Source organism: Sphingobacterium sp. UBA7631, from assembly GCF_002483935.1.
GTDB lineage: Bacteria > Bacteroidota > Bacteroidia > Sphingobacteriales > Sphingobacteriaceae > Sphingobacterium > Sphingobacterium multivorum.
On record NZ_DLIX01000010.1, the window covers coordinates 908,202 to 925,727 of the forward strand.

Annotated in this window: 14 protein-coding genes; 11 read left to right on the top strand and 3 right to left on the bottom strand. The window is 36.7% G+C overall.

Annotated elements, in window-relative coordinates; translation table 11 throughout:
- Positions 1 to 238: 238 nt before the first annotated feature.
- The 8 genes from B3P16_RS20410 (at position 239) to B3P16_RS20440 (ending at position 8,748) form a co-directional block, all read left to right on the top strand.
- Positions 239 to 1,432, top strand: coding sequence for a hypothetical protein (locus tag B3P16_RS20410; protein ID WP_286844133.1), 1,194 nt, complete (start codon positions 239 to 241; stop codon positions 1,430 to 1,432).
- 129 nt (positions 1,433 to 1,561) lie between these two features.
- Positions 1,562 to 2,203, top strand: coding sequence for a hypothetical protein (locus B3P16_RS20415; protein ID WP_286844134.1), 642 nt, complete (start codon positions 1,562 to 1,564; stop codon positions 2,201 to 2,203).
- Positions 2,204 to 2,326: 123 nt separating this feature from the next.
- Positions 2,327 to 3,295: a hypothetical protein gene (locus B3P16_RS20420; protein ID WP_286844135.1), complete on the top strand. Its 969-nt coding sequence runs from the start codon at positions 2,327 to 2,329 to the stop codon at positions 3,293 to 3,295.
- Between the two features lie 20 nt (positions 3,296 to 3,315).
- Positions 3,316 to 4,023: a hypothetical protein gene (locus B3P16_RS20425; protein ID WP_286844137.1), complete on the top strand. Its 708-nt coding sequence runs from the start codon at positions 3,316 to 3,318 to the stop codon at positions 4,021 to 4,023.
- A gap of 172 nt (positions 4,024 to 4,195) precedes the next feature.
- Positions 4,196 to 4,420 (top strand): PLDc N-terminal domain-containing protein, encoded by a 225-nt coding sequence (locus B3P16_RS24370; protein ID WP_376786270.1) that lies wholly within the window; start codon positions 4,196 to 4,198, stop codon positions 4,418 to 4,420.
- A 224-nt stretch (positions 4,421 to 4,644) separates the two neighbouring features.
- The gene (locus B3P16_RS20430) at positions 4,645 to 5,208 is read left to right on the top strand and encodes a hypothetical protein (RefSeq protein WP_286844139.1); all 564 of its coding nucleotides are present in this window, start codon (positions 4,645 to 4,647) and stop codon (positions 5,206 to 5,208) included.
- A gap of 1,251 nt (positions 5,209 to 6,459) precedes the next feature.
- A complete protein-coding gene (locus B3P16_RS20435; protein ID WP_286844140.1) occupies positions 6,460 to 7,773 on the top strand; it encodes a hypothetical protein in 1,314 nt (437 codons plus the stop codon).
- Between the two features lie 45 nt (positions 7,774 to 7,818).
- Positions 7,819 to 8,748: a hypothetical protein gene (locus B3P16_RS20440; protein WP_286754575.1), complete on the top strand. Its 930-nt coding sequence runs from the start codon at positions 7,819 to 7,821 to the stop codon at positions 8,746 to 8,748.
- A 181-nt stretch (positions 8,749 to 8,929) separates the two neighbouring features.
- On the opposite strand, the gene B3P16_RS20445 is transcribed toward B3P16_RS20440, so the two are convergent.
- Positions 8,930 to 9,250, bottom strand: coding sequence for a hypothetical protein (locus tag B3P16_RS20445; RefSeq protein ID WP_286844141.1), 321 nt, complete (start codon positions 9,248 to 9,250; stop codon positions 8,930 to 8,932).
- A gap of 358 nt (positions 9,251 to 9,608) precedes the next feature.
- Between B3P16_RS20445 and B3P16_RS20450 the strand changes: the two genes are divergently transcribed.
- Positions 9,609 to 10,013 (top strand): hypothetical protein, encoded by a 405-nt coding sequence (locus tag B3P16_RS20450; RefSeq protein WP_286754573.1) that lies wholly within the window; start codon positions 9,609 to 9,611, stop codon positions 10,011 to 10,013.
- A gap of 437 nt (positions 10,014 to 10,450) precedes the next feature.
- On the opposite strand, the gene B3P16_RS20455 is transcribed toward B3P16_RS20450, so the two are convergent.
- On the bottom strand, positions 10,451 to 10,774 hold the full coding sequence (locus tag B3P16_RS20455; RefSeq protein ID WP_286754572.1) for a hypothetical protein: 324 nt from the start codon (positions 10,772 to 10,774) through the stop codon (positions 10,451 to 10,453).
- Positions 10,775 to 11,005: 231 nt separating this feature from the next.
- Positions 11,006 to 11,989: a hypothetical protein gene (locus B3P16_RS20460; protein ID WP_286754571.1), complete on the bottom strand. Its 984-nt coding sequence runs from the start codon at positions 11,987 to 11,989 to the stop codon at positions 11,006 to 11,008.
- Positions 11,990 to 12,246: 257 nt separating this feature from the next.
- Here B3P16_RS20460 and B3P16_RS20465 point away from each other — a divergent pair, with 257 nt between their 5' ends.
- Entirely contained in the window at positions 12,247 to 12,762 is a 516-nt protein-coding gene (locus B3P16_RS20465) for an O-acetyl-ADP-ribose deacetylase (protein ID WP_286767903.1), read from the top strand.
- Positions 12,763 to 12,969: 207 nt separating this feature from the next.
- Positions 12,970 to 17,478, top strand: a complete 4,509-nt coding sequence (locus B3P16_RS20470; protein ID WP_286844143.1) for an AAA domain-containing protein — start codon at positions 12,970 to 12,972, stop codon at positions 17,476 to 17,478.
- The last annotated feature ends 48 nt before the right edge of the window (positions 17,479 to 17,526 follow it).

The window sequence follows — 17,526 nt, forward strand, 5'->3', positions numbered from 1 at the left end:
GAAGCGAAGCTATCGGCTAAACGAAACGTAATCATAAAACAAGTTCCGTATAGCAGATAGAAATTTTAGGATAAATTTTGTTATTTAAAATTTTGTTTTTAACTTTTACATAGCCAAAATTTTGAAGCCAAACAAGTATTAATCAAATAGTTTAAAGACTAAAACCAAGTTAAATTTTCCCATCCTTGAATACCCAAGAATGTGATTGAATTACCATTGACAACTAAAACCAATTGATATGAAAAGACTATTATCTATTATTCTCTTTGCCATGCTAGCAATTCGATCCCAGGCACAATTTGTATCCTCATTCAGCGACAGTTATAAGAGCCAGAAGGAGCCCAAAATAATTACTCTAGATGCCCAGACACAATCTTTTTTGAACAGCGTCCACCTTCCTTCAGGTGTTGTAGACAGTACATTAGCGCCCAACTTTATAAAAGATAGTGAGAAGAGACTTAGGACTATAATTGAAAAAAGAAAAGAATTTAAAATACTTGCGGAGATTGACGATAAAATTTATAAAGAAGTGGCAAATAAAGGTAAGCAGGTAAAAGATGATGAAAGCATTAAACATTTTAACGAGAAAGAGATCGAGAAAATTTTAGAGTATAAAGCTTATGAGTATAATCAAGCTGGTCTTAAACTTGAAACCGAAGAAAGAGCTTACCGGGAGGCGATCAAATATTATCAATCATTAATTAAGGAGAGCTCAATAAATAAAAATAAAGGGATATTCCCGTTTAAAACTCCGGATGATGCTGTAAAACATTTCTATGGTCCCGATAAAAACGATCATTACAAATTGGTCCAAGATGTTATGGTACAACGGAACTTTGACGGATCGAATTCTTTAAATTCGGAGCTCTTCTCGGCAATCGTCCCGATACCGTCAATACCGATCAAACTCGCCATAGGTAGCACGATAACGCAGGTAGATGAGAAAAAAATAGACAGCACCAATATAGGTAAAAACAAACTCCCTTATGGTGGTTTTTTCAATGCAACATTTACATATCCATTTGTTTTTACAGAAACCGAAGTCAGTATGGGAAAATTTATGAGATTCTATATTCCACTTGAATATAAGTTTAATATAGATGAAGTAAAAGATAACCAGCCTATGGCCCAAACTTATAATTTTCATGAATTGTCTAGCATGTTCTTTTTCTCAATAGATTTGGTACGATCCGAAGAAACATTATCTAACATGAATCTATTCGCAGGATTTAAAACCTCATACTATTTCGGAAATGGCAAATTTGCCGATAGAATCGGTAGTCATGATTTCAGTTTATTACAATTTAATACCGGGGTAAAAATTGCTGGCAAATTCACCATTGGATTCAACATTCCAGTATATTCAAGTTCTACAAATATGTTAAAAAACCAGGCTGCCAGTATCGCACTAAAATTTCAGCCGGGAATATAGATTGTTTAACCAGTGATCCAAAATGCACCATGAAGCCAATTATCAACCTTATATACTTGAATTATGAAAAAAAATGCAATTGTAATGTCTATAATCTGCTATATAGTGATGATGGCATGTCATGAAACAGTGAAAACCAAGAATGAAGTGACTAGTCAGGATTCCTGTATTACTGATTCAATTGGAAGAGACAATTTTTTAAAGGCCAATGCGAGCCTGCCAAAAGTTATTTCTCTGACAAAAGGGACCTTAAGTGTCACTTTACATGTCGGTGATTTTAAAACCTATAATTCTAATTTTTTATCAAAGGAGATTGCTGACAAGGCTATGGTTCTGGCTTCTCAAATCCTGAATTCGAAAGAGTTTCAGGACAAAGTGAACGATCTGGATTTTGCATACAAAAATCATTGTACCTCCTGTGGAGATAAAAGGGAATCAAGAAAAGAAAGGATCGGTGGTAAAACCGTGCTCGATAGTTTATATAGAAATGCGGAGGTCACCCTGGATTTGACAATACAGGCCGGCAGGTGTGGCGGCGCTTTGGGTGCAACATGCCCAAATACGAAGTATATTTCCTCAAACTATAAGTCGATATCTTGTGACATGCGTAACCTCCCCATTGAGCTTGCCTATGCCGTACATATTTGCCATGAGTTTGCTCATACAGTTGGCTATTGCCATACAGACCATAAGGACGATGTTGCCGAAAAAATTGGTTGGATCGCTTATTATATAGCAGTTAAAATGAATACAAAGCCATCTAATGGCTAAATCAAAAGAATCGCCTTTTCCTAAAAATTAGGGAAAAGCGGCTCTCCCGTTCAAAAACATATTATCCCATATATTTTGACAGTTTTTTGCTTTAATTATGAAAATTTAATATAAAATAAGCCAATGACAGGAACATCTGATACAATGAAAATAGCACCTATTTATAGTACAATAGCATTACTTGTCTGCTTCCTATACAGTAATGCCCAAATCTATGAAAGCAAAAGTAACCTATTTCAATATGGAATGTCCAGCTCGTTGACCGTAGGATTTAAACTGGTCAAAACCAAAAATCTTGCGGAGAACTTATACGCCTATAGTAATATTAATTTAGGAGGCAGTGTAAATCCTGATTACGCAGGTCTGGTGGCGCAGGTAGGAATAAATGGCACATACAACTTCTTTTCGAGTAAACGAAAGGGTTTTTCAGCACAGCTCCACTCTACGGTACAAGCGGTTCTGTCTCCCTATAAGGCAAAAAAAATCAATAAATCAGACAGCTACAATCAGCCATTCTATAGTATGGCCGACCTATCATTCCCCGCTGTTAAAAATGTTTACCCGCTTTCTCTGTCTGCCGGAACAGGTTGTATATTACTATTATCGCGATCGGGCTCATTAGCTGAAAAAACACAACGCGTGGGATCAGTATATGGAAAATTTGGAAATGTCCACATCTTTTATCAGAATGATGGTGTATTGCCTAAATGGATGGCGGATCAAAAAGATCGTTGGTTTACTTCCAGCGCCATGGTAGCTTGGCATTCAAATAAGGATTATATCGATGTAAATCATATTCAAGTTGCTTACAACAGATTTACGGGATATTCTGAGGGAAGCTATGAGTTAGCTAGCGCGTTAAACAATAACATCGTGGTTTATGGCGATCCGGATGAACGGCAATTTAATATGGATTACTTTAGATTAGGCGTTGGATTAAAACATAACCGTCAGCTGAATTTTAACCTGATCAATTCAAAACTTAGGGCTTTTCAGGGACAGAAAATGATCCACTACATGAGAAATTACCCCTATCATCCCGACAACTCAACTTTTCATATAGGGATTGATGGCACAATCAGATCAAAGTAAAACGAATAAAACGATCGACGATGAATCTATTTAAATATCTAATTATAGTCTCTCTGTTTACACTTAGCAGCTGTGCGACCTACTACATTAATTTCCCTGACCGAACAACATTTGAGGAAACAATCTTGGATACGCTTAATTTCAAAAATTTCAGTTGCTATAGCCGAGAAGAGTTTTATACCTATCCGGAACAGGATACCACAACCAAGGTTGGGATACATTACTTGTTTATAGAAAAAACATCTGACACCTTAAAAAGAGTACTGAATTTAGTCCCCATAAAACCATACCGACAAAGGCTCAACGCTCCTCAATATGCCAGTATTTACACCAATCAACCTGATACCATCGTTAATCTTAGCAACTGTATCATTTATCAGATGGGATATTTGCATCGCGACAAAATCATTTTTACAAACCAACGAAAAAAAAGAAATATAGTACCAACTTTACACATTAAACAAAGTGATAATAGGCTAGAAATTGACAAGGTATATTATCCAAGTAAAGATACTTATAAGATAAGTGAATTTATAAAAGAGGGAATTATTTATCACAAAATCAACCCTACCATAAAAGTGAGGTTAAACCCGGATAATAACTGTGGTATTATGGACTGGGACGTTGCTGACATGTTTTACATAACCAAAGAAGGCATTATATTTAAATTTCAGCAGGAAATCTGTGATAAAAAGCATTACTTCTCTTTTAAAAAGTATCAGGATTAGTCAATAAAAATATTTATTCTCTTCTTTTAGTACTTTTTTTATTTGGCGCTGTATATAATAATTGAATAGCTAATAACCTATTTCATGGAGAAACTTAGAAATAGATGTGTTATTATAAACTCAAATTACTCACAGTGCAAACCACTATAAATTCAAAACTATGCTAATTAAAATGTTTATAACTTGGCAAGAAACGCTTCTTCTTATAGGTGTAATCACACCATTTTTATATTCTATTAACCATGTATTGACGAATAGAAAACTAAATGCTATAAAAAAGTCACTTTGGATACTAGCACTTATATTTGGTTCTTTTATTGGATTGATTATTTATTGGTTCTATGGTAGACATGGATATAATAGTGTATCAAATAATGAAAAGATTAAAAGAGAATAAAGTATCAAAGTACCCAAATAGCGCATCGAACGAACCATTAGTCACCACTTCGGAAAGTACCCTGACACTTTTGATAGGTGCATTAACCTGAAATCCAGGTATGACCAGCAGGCTTAGCGTTTATAATTTTATTTCTCCAGTAGAATTATTATCTTAACAGGACTTTCAACTCATTATCATAATGAATAGCTTAAAATTATATAACTAAATCAACAAAGTACCCAATGTATAAATCTCTTCAAGCCAAGCTAAAAGCCTTTCATCAGGTCTGTAATAAGCCTTCAGAATTTAGAATAGCTTTTGAATCATTTTATAGAAAAGACTTCTATACTATTCTAAATGAGATAAAAGAAGTACTTCGCTCACCTTATCTTGTGCTGCTGTTAGCTAATCGGAATTCAGATCTTATCTATGAATCCGACGGGAATTTGCCCGACTACTTTTCATTTCGGATATGTGGGAAGTTAAAAAATGAAGTAGGCTCGGCCTGCTTTTACGAGAGTCGATACTTGTTTTTTAATACAGATTCGGACAACGACAGGATAGAAATCTACTCAGTCAACAACGATCGTATCTCTCTTTCCCCAATGGAGGAAACAAAAGACAGGTACTTAGTGGCATCTATAAATTCTAAAGAGTATAAAATAGAAAAGATCCGAACGGTCTTAGTGGCCTTTTTAATGGAAGAATTAGAATATCTCACAAAAACTTTTGCGATAGAGCTAAATGCTGAATTAAATTATAGTAGCTCCTATGCTACTGAGGGCAATGAAATATATCAGATCTAACAATTAAATTGTCGATGGTCTTTCAAGCCGATTTTGTAAAAAAATACCCAGCAATTGAAAACTGGAATTGCAACAAAGAATAATCACATTGCGCGGCACCTTTGTAAAAGGAAGTTTGGCGTAATATTTAAAAATAGCTAACCTATTATGGAAATGAATACCGAAACGATCTTCATATTGATGCCCTTACTTCCGTGCATAATCGTATATTTAATAATGATGTACGGCGGAATACGTGGACTGACAGGTGAAGACTTTGGATTGGAAAAATATCTGAAGAGATCTGGTAATGCGACTAAAAAAAACACCGTCCGAGAGAGGGGCTTATTTTTGTGTTTGGTTTTTAGTTCGATACTTTTCACAGTAACGGATATAGTGATATTGAATAATATTGGTTCACTACAAGATAGCCAACTGACAAAGGTTCTGTTAGGGATTTCCTTAATTCCACAATCTATTTTTACGCTAGCATACGGTATATACTACGATAAATACCTTACTCAAATTATTTTACTTGGAATTGATTTAAAGACCCTTAGGCCTTTAACTATAGTTGTAATTTTATGTTTCCATATAACAATTGTTCATCTAGCTTTTTTTCTTGGCGCTACGGGGTTTCCAGATGGGCTAGAATATTAAGGGCTTTGCCTGTCATGAAATAAACAATACTGAAAAACTTTGTACATTTGTTTAGAAATATTGTTCTAAAATTGACTTTGACGCTAATCTAATCTCTCCGGAACGACATTTGTGGCATTTCGACCAAATGAATGTCATGAAAAACTTGAGCGAAAAGTTCACCCACTTCAGGTATAAGGAACATCCTGGAGATCTATTCCGTGGTAAAGTGATTGTACCACTACCCGATCCTTATAAAGACCAGGAGAATTTTTGAATTTGGTTTCACCCTTGTTTTCAAACAAGTCAGGATGTAGCTGACTTAAATGATCTTTACAAGTATCTGGATGATGAATGGTTCGATGACGATGAAATGGAAACTGACGACTATAGGTATTATGGGTAATCTATCAGGATTGCTTCGAAAACTTTTATCATCTTATTTTGGAAGGAAAAATCGAATTGCTATCAAAAGATACTCGAGTAATTTTTGCTGCAACAACTTACGGCTGCACGACATTATTACAATCCCAACTATAAAAAACATACTTTTATAAGAAATAATCATCAACGAGAGTTGAGTTCATGATAACTGAAAATAAATTACTATATTAGAATAAAGAAATAAACCTAATGAAAAGGAAACTTATTTATACATTAATCACTTTTGTGGTGTTTATTACCGCATGTAAACAGTATGAGCATTCTCAAATAGAGGATACATTAATTTCTTCTTATGAAGAGCTAAAAGGTAAAACGACAATTCAAAATTATGACTTCACTCCCAATTGGAGCAAAAGACAAAGCGTAAATGGTGGATATTATATTCCCTTGTCTTCAGACAATAATCGATTCTCAAAAACGTCAGATAGCACCATATATTCATTGGCAGATAAAACTTGGTTATTTGCTTTCAAAAATGATGACAAATGGGAATTTAAGGTTCTAACCGTATTTCCAGATGATATAAATGAGGTCAAAAGTGGCGGAGTGATTGTTTCAGAAGACTTGTTAACGGGAAAGACCTCGTTTGTAAATTATTTGAACAATAAACTAGTTTCAAGAAATGACATTGTAAAAATTTATGCATCTTCGAATAGTAAGCTTGCAAAAGAAAGGCTTAAGAATTGTCGAATGATGTGGTATCAAGTCTGTTTAGACGGTACTGATATATGTTCTTCAGGATGGAAAGAAGTTTGTAGTGATGATATTGTTGATCCAAGTTTTCCTGATTTTCCACCTTTTCCTGATGGATGCGACGGGTGTTCGAGCGGAGGTGGCGGAGGTGGTATCGGCGGAGGTAGCAACGGCGACGGTGGCACTAAACCCCCCATTGATCCGAATCAGGACCAAGAAATCATAGATTCTTTACAAGGATACCCTTGTGCTCAATCCATTTTGGCAAATATTCCTAATTTAGAAAACGAAATCTCAAAATGGTTAAATTCTGTATTTAGTAACAGTACCGCATTTAACATCACTTTCTCCGATGCTCCGCAATTTGTAGGAACTAAAATTGATGCAGAACACAGTTCTTTTGGTAGTGTAGGCGGTCAAACGCATAAAATAATTATCAACCCAGATGTCCTTAATAACTCTTCAAAAGAGTATATTGCAGCAACGATGTTTCACGAGGCGCTACACGGCTTTTTAAATTATGAACGCACCAGATTAATAACGGAAGGAAAGGGAGAACAATTTGGAATATTATATTCCGGCTGGACAGCAGTCAATGTGAATGATCAACAAAGATTTGTAAACCAACATAACAGCTTTGGCACCCAGCTAGATAAGCTTGTACAGGCAATACAATCTTTTAATCCTAATTTGAGCAAATATGATGCATTGGCGTTAGCAAAAAATGGAATAGTAAATAATCTCGATGCGGTCGAGTCAAGTGTTAATTCGACTCATAGAGATGGCAAAGCAGGTACTAAATGCAACTAATTTTTAATTGAAAGAAACTAATTAACAAACAAAATGAACATTGCTATGCTTAAAACTAAGTGCCTTATAATTTGGTTGGTCCTTATCTCCCTATTGTCCTTCAATAAAGGATTTAGTCACACCAAATATTTCCTTTTTGAAGAAGATAGCAAAGAGTTTACAGCCTCGTCCTTTAGGTTAAACACCTATCCGCTATATAAGATTAAGCGTGAAGTGCATATTTTTAATGTAATGAGTAAGGTACAAACGTTTATTGGTAATAAGGGTATATATAATGGACAACATGATTATAATATCATGCTATTTTCCATTCTACCTGATTTAGATGGTTCAGAAGATTGGTATGAAATCAACCCTGATACTGTACGTTCTTCAATGATTAACTTTAAAGATCTGGAAGAGCTTCATAAAAAAAATACGTTATCGTACTTCAACACTACTGTGAAGCAAACAACAAAGTATTTTAATGCGTATAAGCTAATTATAAAAAAAGGAGATACTTATTATGCACCAAAATATTGTTTGTTACAGTTTTATGCAGTCCGCAATCGTCCGCAAGCTTTTACGAATGTCTATGGGACTATCAATACGCAAGATTCGGCCTATAGTGTGCTTCAATTCGAAAAAATATTTAAAGGCGCTTATCCTAGTTTACAATTCCCTTTATATCGGATAGGTGAAGACCCGCTTTCCTTTTTAGATTGGTCCCGGGACAGAAGAGAATATCTATCAAAAAAAATCACCTTAGCACAGCATGCAACGGGATATCAGTTTTGGACCTATGTAGATTGGACACAACATGAGTATAATTATGATTTTGAGCGAGGAATTGATCGATTTGTATATGCTCCGGAAAAGGGAATCATCGGGGGCTCATTTGACTTCTATTTTTATTACCACAGAAAAAAGCTACCCATAAAATACACGGATTTTCTAAATAATATCAAGGAGGAAAAGGTGATGATCGCTGAATAATCTAATTTTAATGCCAGCAAACAGCGGTAAAAAAATTGTCTGAAACCAATATTTACTTTTTCAATAAAAAAAGTAACCTTCCTTCTTACGTGAAGAAGAAAGGTCACAAACAATTTTCCATTTGGTTTCTACAAGAAAAATGTTTATTTATATAAACTGTTATTCGTTCCAAGTTAAACGGTTAGCTCGCTAAAATTCCTGCGCTTCGCAACTTAGCTTTTAAATCTCTAAGTTCAGCTAGTACACCCTGTGCCTCAGCCTGGGTATAAACCGTGCTTGGACTAGGTGCCGAATCCATAGATGTAGCAGCCTGATTAACGACTCCTTTTGCGGTCGTTGTTGCATTACCATTGTCAATTCGCACCCAGCCTGTATTACCAATTGTGGATTGTTTAAACCAAATTGAACCTGGAATCAAGCTCCCTCCTGATTTAGCAGACCGGATGTATATTGTTGAGGGATCAGCTGTAACGTTACCTTCTGGTATAAGCTCCCCGCTCATAATTACATAACCTGCCTCATTTAAATTTTACACCTTAATAGTTCCATTATTAAACAAGCGTAACCGATCTCGTCCCAAAAAATCTAGCGAGGTATGAATTGGATAATTTGGATTATCTGATGCTTTTTGTTGCAACGTAATACCACGATCTAGCTGATAAGTCAATTCAGCCAAATTACTCTTTGAGTCGACATTAGTTAAGTTCAATTTCGTCGATTTCAAATATGGAAAATGGGAGCCATTTTTTGTAATTATTGAATTAGCTCTACTGCTGTAAAACAGGAGCTGTGGCGTGAAAATAAAACCAGAATAGATAGGTATTAATTATTACTTTTGACGACATTACTCCTACTGCATCATGATGAGCTATCTGCATAAAGTTAAACCAGTCGATCAAAGATTCCACGAATGGGTGGATAACATCAACAAAATTGAAAGAATTGATAAATCAATAATTGCGTTCAATTTCGGGCTTTTCGAATCTAAAGAGGGTTTCACCATGTATCTCACCGGCTCCAAAATATTCGATAAAGATGATGACGATTGGGCTGCAAATATGGACTTTGAACCTAAACAGAAATATTTTTCATTCGGTAATGAGTTGTTAAAAGATAAAGACTGGCAGGATATTTTAAAATGTGCTGAATCGTTAGTCCAATCGTATGTAAAATCCGAAGATTTCAAAACTTCAATTTTTGCCCAGGCGATAGCAATAACGTTGGGATTTGATGATGGCGAGTTAACGATAATAAAATCTCAATAACTATGGATCTTATCACAATTCTTAACTTTATTTGAAAAAAAGATTCCAGTTATAAGGAACATAACTGGAATCCATAGTTTTTATTCACATACTTATTGGGACTGCCCCGAAAAAAATGAAAAAGTTTTTTACTTGGTTAATGTATGTAGCTGCTTTTTTTTCTGTTATTATTATATTGTCGTTTATTTATTTGTCTGTTGACCCATTTCGTAAACAAAAACAAAGAAAACTTTATTATAAAAGGATCGAAGAAATAAAAACACATAGGAATCTTTACTGACAATTATATTGTAAAAGTTCTACATCTTCTGCGCCAAAGGCCCATCTTTAGTGACCAGGTTAGACCAACCGGGACACGATCCTACGGTTAGCTTTGCGATCAATCTGGACGCTAAAAATATCTTAGCCACTGTTTCTTCTCCAAAATCCCAGATTACCTAGACAAGTGAACTCGCATCAAATGGTTCAAGATTCTCTTTGACAAACGCTGCAGGATTTAAAAATGGTAGATTTTCCCTTTTATGCCATTCGGGTTCGCTCGGCGTAGGAACGCTATTGTATAACCATATATCTCCTACTATTCTTTCCTCATTCAATAAGTATGCGTAACAAACCTTATCGTCATACGGCGTAAGGAGAAAGCCTGTCTTTTCCGTAACGTCGGGCCACTCCAAGCGCTGCAGCACAAAATCGGCATAGCCCGACTCGACAAGCTCGCGAAAGGAACTTTTGGTGACTTGTTCAAAGGGATTGTACAGCATAGGACTAAGATAGGAAAGTCATCCATTAATGCAATGGTTTTATAATTTCAATACGATAATAAAAATGTATCTTAAGCTTATCAAAATCTATTGTAAAATATGAAGCAGAACAAATATGACGAGCAGACATTTCGATTGAATTGCTAACAAGCCAATGATAACCGATAAAACAGCAATTGCGGCACAACCATCGGAAGGGTGAGATTTATTTTTTTACGAGATTTCCATCTTTTAAGATCGACAATAAAAACGTAAATAGTTCCGAATCTTAAAATTCGTTTCATCGCCCAACTTTCGAAATGTAGAGGCAGCTTTTTCCTTTTGATCCGTCAATAAATACGCAATTCCAAGGTGGATAATATAATCGTGGTAAAATACATTGCCGTATCGCTCCATATCAATTTTTGTGTCTATACCCTTTTCGTATTCAAAGATTGCTTTTTCAAATTCCGAATTCCCAAACCATTCTTCTCCCTGTTGATAGGCTCGATAAACTCTTTTGGTTTCAGGATCAAAAAACTGATACATTTTAAAAAAATTAAAAGGTAGTGTGATCAATAAATCTTTCCCCGTATAATTTTTATAAAATTTACTGCAACGTTCTATTGATTTTATGACTTGCTGCCTGATGTCATCTTCTTCAATGTTTGAAACAACAATATTTGAAATCTGATTACGCCGGTCAAGGATAAACGCGGCCTTCATAAAGTAATTTTTGGATGTTTTCTTTTTCAATAGTGGTGCCCCATTCGTGATAAAAGAATTGGGATCTATGGTCCCATTATCGAATACTAATTTGGAAAGCGTATTTGCAATATATAATTCTCTACCCTCACTAAGTATGCGTTCTTCTTCAAATTCAGGATATTTTTTAACAAAATCGTCTCTCTTTAAAAAATAGAGTTTGATTTCAGTACCCTTCTCAATAACTGTCAAATAGCCATCGCTGAATGTATAACTTAGCTTCATATGACCCAGGTCGATCTCGTTATCGCCAATGTATTTCGCGTCAAATGTAAAAGCTGATATCTTCATCTTATTCCGACTTATTTCATAGATAACCTCATTGGAAAAATAGGGATTATCTAGAGGAACAAGCGAATTTTGTTCAGTCAGCGCAAAGTCTAAAACCCATTGACCTAACAATTTATCGCTTTGTGAAAACGATGGATAAACGAATAGCAGTGAGACTAAAAAAATAAATAGGATCTTCATGTAAATTAAAATGTTATATGGCCTATGGCGTAATAAATTTACATATTGATATCGAAACAGACAACAATAAAATTGACGATCTGTACTAGCGTTATGAATATTATTTAATCACATTAATCTAGCTAATTTTTACAAAAGAAGAAACCAATATTGTGTTAAGCTGATAAAGGAAGCTTTAATGGGTAACTTTTATTAAATTTAAAATATTATTGTCATCGGATACGCCAAAGCAAATTTCCGAACATTATCCATACCAAATGAACAAAATAGTAAACGTTGTTAAAGGAGATATCACTAAGGTCGAAGTCGATGCAATCGTAAACGCTGCAAACAGCTCCTTACTTGGTGGTGGCGGTGTAGATGGTGCCATTCACCGAGCGGGTGGTTCAGCTATTCTGGAAGAATGCCGAATGATAGTAGCTAGACAAGGGGGCTGCAAAACGGGTGAAGCAGTTATCACCACAGCTGGCAATCTACAGGCTAAATATGTCATCCACACCGTCGGTCCTGTTTGGAACGGCGGCCAAAAGAATGAAAAGAACCTCCTGGCAAATTGTTACTTCAACTCTCTTCGACTGGCTGCGGATAATAACTGTACAACAATTGCTTTTCCGAATATCAGCACAGGTATATACAGATTCCCGAAGGAATTGGCTGCCCAAATATCGATTAACGCGATAAATCAGTTTCTTGAATCAAATACTACAATCAAACTAATTACAATAGTTTGTTTTGATGATGAAAATTTTCAGCTATTCAAACAATTACTTTGACGATAGGACTATGCTTTTACCATTAAAAAGCCTCCCTTCCCATGACTAACTGTATCGGCCAAATACCCATTACAGATTCCGAGTAGTGCAAGATGGTAAAGCGGAGAGCATGACTCTTATAATTGGTATTCTAGGAGACCAGCAATTGATTGCATTGCTAATTGTACCGAATATTTGTATCTTAGGTTAAATACAAATATTACAATTATGTCATCCAAGATTTTCCTGCAATCTTTACAAAGTAAATTAAAAGGCGGTAACGCCCGTTCTATTCATTTAAATGCATTGCCAGGAAGGTTGGCCACACGGTTAGACCTGCAGCAGCTCGACCTCATTGAGGATGGTCTCGCCAAATCATTTTTGGATACCTTGTTGACCAAAGCAAACTTTGAATTTAAGATTTCATTTGATAAGATAGACCTCAATGAAAAAGATGCGGAGACTCAAAAGAAACTGACAGTCATTTCTAAACGACTGAACTCCATTATCATCGAAAATGAGGATTATTTTAAAGAACATGGGATGAAGACCCTCGGATTCGGCTATCCTATACTTATAAAAAGATCTTCAAAAGACCCTTCGAAAATCATAAAAGCCCCATTATTTATTTGGCAACTAGAGGCCGTTAAATCTAAAAACAAAGTCAATGAATGGTCGTTTTTGCGAAATAAAGTGGTTCAAGCAAATGGAAAAATAGTGGATTCAGATATTCACCCGATTAGTATAAACGAAGTCCTCCTTTCTTTTATCAAAAGTGAAGATGACATCACACTGCCCAGTCTGACCAATGAAGCCTTAGATGACGCACTGATTGATAGCAACGAATTAGTGAACGCTTGTGCTGAAGCACTGGAGGCACTCAATTCGAATAGTAAAGAGCAGATACTCGAGGTGCTAAGCAAAAACTTTGAAACAGCGATCAATGTATTACCCGAAGCATCCCAGATAGATGCTATCGCCAATAACAAAGCCTACATTCATTTCGGCGGTGTTTTTGGTTTGTTCAGAGCGCAAAAAGAGAGTATTATCACCGACATTTCCCGCTTATTGGATCGGTTCGATGCCTTTGAATTTGATGAGCTTAAAGTGGAAAATCTATCGACAACACCTTTCAGCGCCGTAGATACAGACCCAAGCCAACAGGCCATAATAAGTGCTCTTGGAAATGAACCGAATCAAATAATACAAGGCCCTCCGGGGACCGGAAAAAGTCAATCATTAACTGCATTGATCACAAATGCACTTGCCAATGGACTGAAATGTCTTGTTGTCTGCGAAAAGAAAACAGCGCTTGATGTCATTAAAGCAAATATCGAACGTACGAATCCTCAGATCGGCGCTCTAGTCGGTGTAATTGATGATGTAAACGATGCGCGTGAAGCAATCGTTGATTCCGTCAGAGATCGTCAGATCGGGGTTCCGTTTCACATCTCAGGAAGGCAAGCTCAAAACCAATATGATGCGATAAAATCAAAACTCAAGGAATCAGCTGAACTTATCAATGCACAGCATGCTGCCTTAGCTCAAACGGTCTACGGCGATAAGAGTTGGTCGCAGATCGTCGGACGATATTTGGCTTTATTAAAACACTTTAATCAAGTACAGCTCAAGAATATTATACCGAAAGAGGATTTTAATTTTGCTCAGGATCATGCAGAGCTGGAAAGGACACTTGTTGTTTTAAAGCGTAGCCATAATTTATTTAAGCAATCGCAGCAAGTCCATTCTATATTTAGACCATTGGCAGACGATCTATTTATAGATCAACAGGTTGGGCCATCACGTGTAAGAATTGAGGATTTTATTGCATACGCGCATAAACAGCTACCGCCTATTGAACAGCTTATTGCTGAACTTCAAGTGAGTGGGAAGCGGTGGGCTGATGATTTTTTGAGTGGCATCCCCGCAATAATGCAGCAGGATTTCAAGTCCTATATGGCATTTTGTCTTGGAGATTCAGTGAAGGAAGAGGTATTACCATCCACTTTTACTCAGGAACAACGAATAAACGAAATTGTATTAGAATTACAATCTGTAGGGATAAAAGCGCAACAATTTTTCAAACAATATGAAGATGCTTTGCAACAACATTATAGCAGCTATTATTCATCGCTAAGCAATGAAATATCAACTTATCTCGCCTACGCTGAGTCAAGCATTGCGCAATATGGCAATAATGTATTGGATAATAGTAGTGGTGCAAAATTCAAAACAATTTTGTTGAGCATATTCTCGGGAAAGCATAAGCAGATAAAACAAACGAGGATCGAGTTAAAGAATCGCATCGCGCAGGTAAGAGCAGCCCATGTTCAGAAAAATTATATTGAACATCAATATAACGATCATTTGGAAACGACTGATTTATCTATTTATCTAAACAATATCGAGGAACTCCGACAAAAGACAGCTACTTGGAAAGAGCAATACCCGCATACGATCAGTGACTATTTGTCTAATATTAATGATCATCATTTTCATGCTGAACTGAGTGAACTAAAAGCGCAAATAGCTCCCCTACTTCAAAAACTGGATAGCATCGAGCAAATGCTAATCGCTGATTATATTATCGTTCCAACGACTCCTGTTACTGATATCAATGGGCTGATTGAGGCAGTACCTTATCTAACTGAAAGAGTAACTTTTCAATTAAGGCATTTTAATAATTTTCGTGACTATTACGCGGCACGCGCTGATGCCTATCGGAGTCTACAAAACTCGTTTGACGATATTGAAAGTAACCAGTTAACAGGAAATATAACAAATGGGATATTTTTGCCGTATACAAGTCTTCAGGCGGCACAGGAACTCTGTGATAAGATTAAGCATACCGTCACAACGTTCGGTGAACATATGAGTGATTTCCGTATCTATCATGAGTGGAAATCATTTTTTCTTTCAGTGGACGAAGCGCAACAAAGGCTTATTACCAGAACCAGCATACATCTTAAAGATCATTGGGCTGAAGCATTTGAATGCTGGTATCTGTATTGGGTACTCACGACAAGTGAGCCACAGGAATTGCCAAAAAGTGATTACCAATTACAACAATATCAGCAGCAAAAACAAGAGTTTAACCATGCACAGCTGAATAGTATTATTGCCTTATGGACGGAAAGGCAAGCTGACGCCGTCGGACATTTTAAAGCCAGAGGACAAAACATCAATAGTTTGTTTAACAAAAAGGGATCGAAGGGAATGCGTCGCAATTCACTCCGCACTATTGTGAACAGAGAATTTGAACTATTTACAGATTTTTTCCCGGTATTGTTGGTCAATCCATCTGTCTGCAGTTCTATCCTACCACTGGAGGAAGGAATTTTTGATGTGGTCATATTTGATGAGGCCAGCCAGTTGCGTCTCGAAGATACGTACGCGGCCCTGATCCGAGGAAAGGCTAAAATTGTTTCGGGTGATAAGCACCAGATGGCTCCCTCCTCTTACTTTGAAGGAAGTGGAGCGCTACTTGATCCGATTGATAATGAGATAGAAGACTCCGAAGATGAATTTTCAGATCGGACTGCGCTACAAGCGGCTCAGCTTAATCTTGCGGATAGCGAATCGTTACTAGCTTATGCTGTAGACAAGGGTTTTGTAGAGTCTTACCTAAAAGTCCATTATCGCTCAAAACATCCGTATCTTATCGACTTCTCCAATCATGCATTCTACGGAAATAGGTTGATGCCTGTCCCGGCGAAAGAGCATTACACGCCTATCGAATACCTACAAATTGACGGATTGTATGAAGGTCAAGTAAATAAGCAAGAGGCATTGAAAGTGGTCGAATTGTTACAACAGATCATGAAGGATGCAAAAGATAGTATCCCAAGCGTGGGTGTTGCTACATTCAATATCTACCAACGTAACTTGATCCTGGAGGAGCTGAGTGCAGTTCGTCAGAACGATTCTGTATTCGATAGTTTAATGGCGCAGGCGGGAGATTCATTCTTTGTTAAAAACCTCGAGAACATTCAGGGCGACGAACGAGATATTATTATTCTCTCAACGACATTTGGACGGAAGGCTGACGGTTCGTTTAGTCAAAACTTTGGTCCGATTATACAGGGCAAAGGACATCGTATGTTGAATGTAATCATTACTCGAGCAAGGTCAAAGGTATATGTATGTACCTCTTTCCCGCAGGAGTATGTTGGTCAGTACCCAAATCTTATCCAACAGAAGGGCAATAAAGGCCGTGGAATTCTGTACGCTTACTTTACCTATGCGAAAGCGGTAAGTGAGGGGAATGACGAATTGCGAAAGGGCATTCTACAGCTGTTGAGTCAGTATTGTACAGATAAACTGTATGAACATGCGGAATTTAGCTTGGGGTCTGAGTCTCCATTTGAAGATGAAGTATTTGAACAACTTGCACAGCATATCGGTGCAGACCGTTTAGAACAGCAGCATTCCGTAGGCGGTTTCAGGATTGATATCGTTGTAAAATCAAAAACAAGCCACAAACCACTCATCGCAATAGAGTGTGATGGTGCGAAATACCATAACAGTCCTGAAGCTTACGCTTGGGACAGCTTCCGCCAGGAGCAACTTGAAAGACATGGTTTTATATTCCATAGGATATGGTCCATTAAATGGTGGGATGATGCCAATGGAGAATTGAAGCGACTACTTGATTTTATTCGTCAACAGGATGATGAAGAGGCAAATTTAGGTAATCATGTGCATGCCGCAACGAGAATCAATATAAATGATAATTAGCGTTGAATGAATAATCTAACTATACCAAAAACAACACATATGGGTTGA

What these genes read in the sequence shown, in the direction of transcription:
- B3P16_RS20445 (WP_286844141.1), bottom strand. Translation starts at nt 9,250, where the DNA reads ATGAGCGGGGAGCTTATACCAGAAGGTAACGTTACAGCTGATCCCTCA.
- B3P16_RS20470 (WP_286844143.1), top strand. Translation starts at nt 12,970, where the DNA reads ATGTCATCCAAGATTTTCCTGCAATCTTTACAAAGTAAATTAAAAGGC.
- B3P16_RS20420 (WP_286844135.1), top strand. Translation starts at nt 2,327, where the DNA reads ATGACAGGAACATCTGATACAATGAAAATAGCACCTATTTATAGTACA.
- B3P16_RS20460 (WP_286754571.1), bottom strand. Translation starts at nt 11,989, where the DNA reads ATGAAGATCCTATTTATTTTTTTAGTCTCACTGCTATTCGTTTATCCA.
- B3P16_RS20410 (WP_286844133.1), top strand. Translation starts at nt 239, where the DNA reads ATGAAAAGACTATTATCTATTATTCTCTTTGCCATGCTAGCAATTCGA.
- B3P16_RS24370 (WP_376786270.1), top strand. Translation starts at nt 4,196, where the DNA reads ATGTTTATAACTTGGCAAGAAACGCTTCTTCTTATAGGTGTAATCACA.
- B3P16_RS20455 (WP_286754572.1), bottom strand. Translation starts at nt 10,774, where the DNA reads ATGCTGTACAATCCCTTTGAACAAGTCACCAAAAGTTCCTTTCGCGAG.
- B3P16_RS20430 (WP_286844139.1), top strand. Translation starts at nt 4,645, where the DNA reads ATGTATAAATCTCTTCAAGCCAAGCTAAAAGCCTTTCATCAGGTCTGT.
- B3P16_RS20450 (WP_286754573.1), top strand. Translation starts at nt 9,609, where the DNA reads ATGATGAGCTATCTGCATAAAGTTAAACCAGTCGATCAAAGATTCCAC.
- B3P16_RS20465 (WP_286767903.1), top strand. Translation starts at nt 12,247, where the DNA reads ATGAACAAAATAGTAAACGTTGTTAAAGGAGATATCACTAAGGTCGAA.
- B3P16_RS20440 (WP_286754575.1), top strand. Translation starts at nt 7,819, where the DNA reads ATGCTTAAAACTAAGTGCCTTATAATTTGGTTGGTCCTTATCTCCCTA.
- B3P16_RS20435 (WP_286844140.1), top strand. Translation starts at nt 6,460, where the DNA reads ATGAAAAGGAAACTTATTTATACATTAATCACTTTTGTGGTGTTTATT.
- B3P16_RS20425 (WP_286844137.1), top strand. Translation starts at nt 3,316, where the DNA reads ATGAATCTATTTAAATATCTAATTATAGTCTCTCTGTTTACACTTAGC.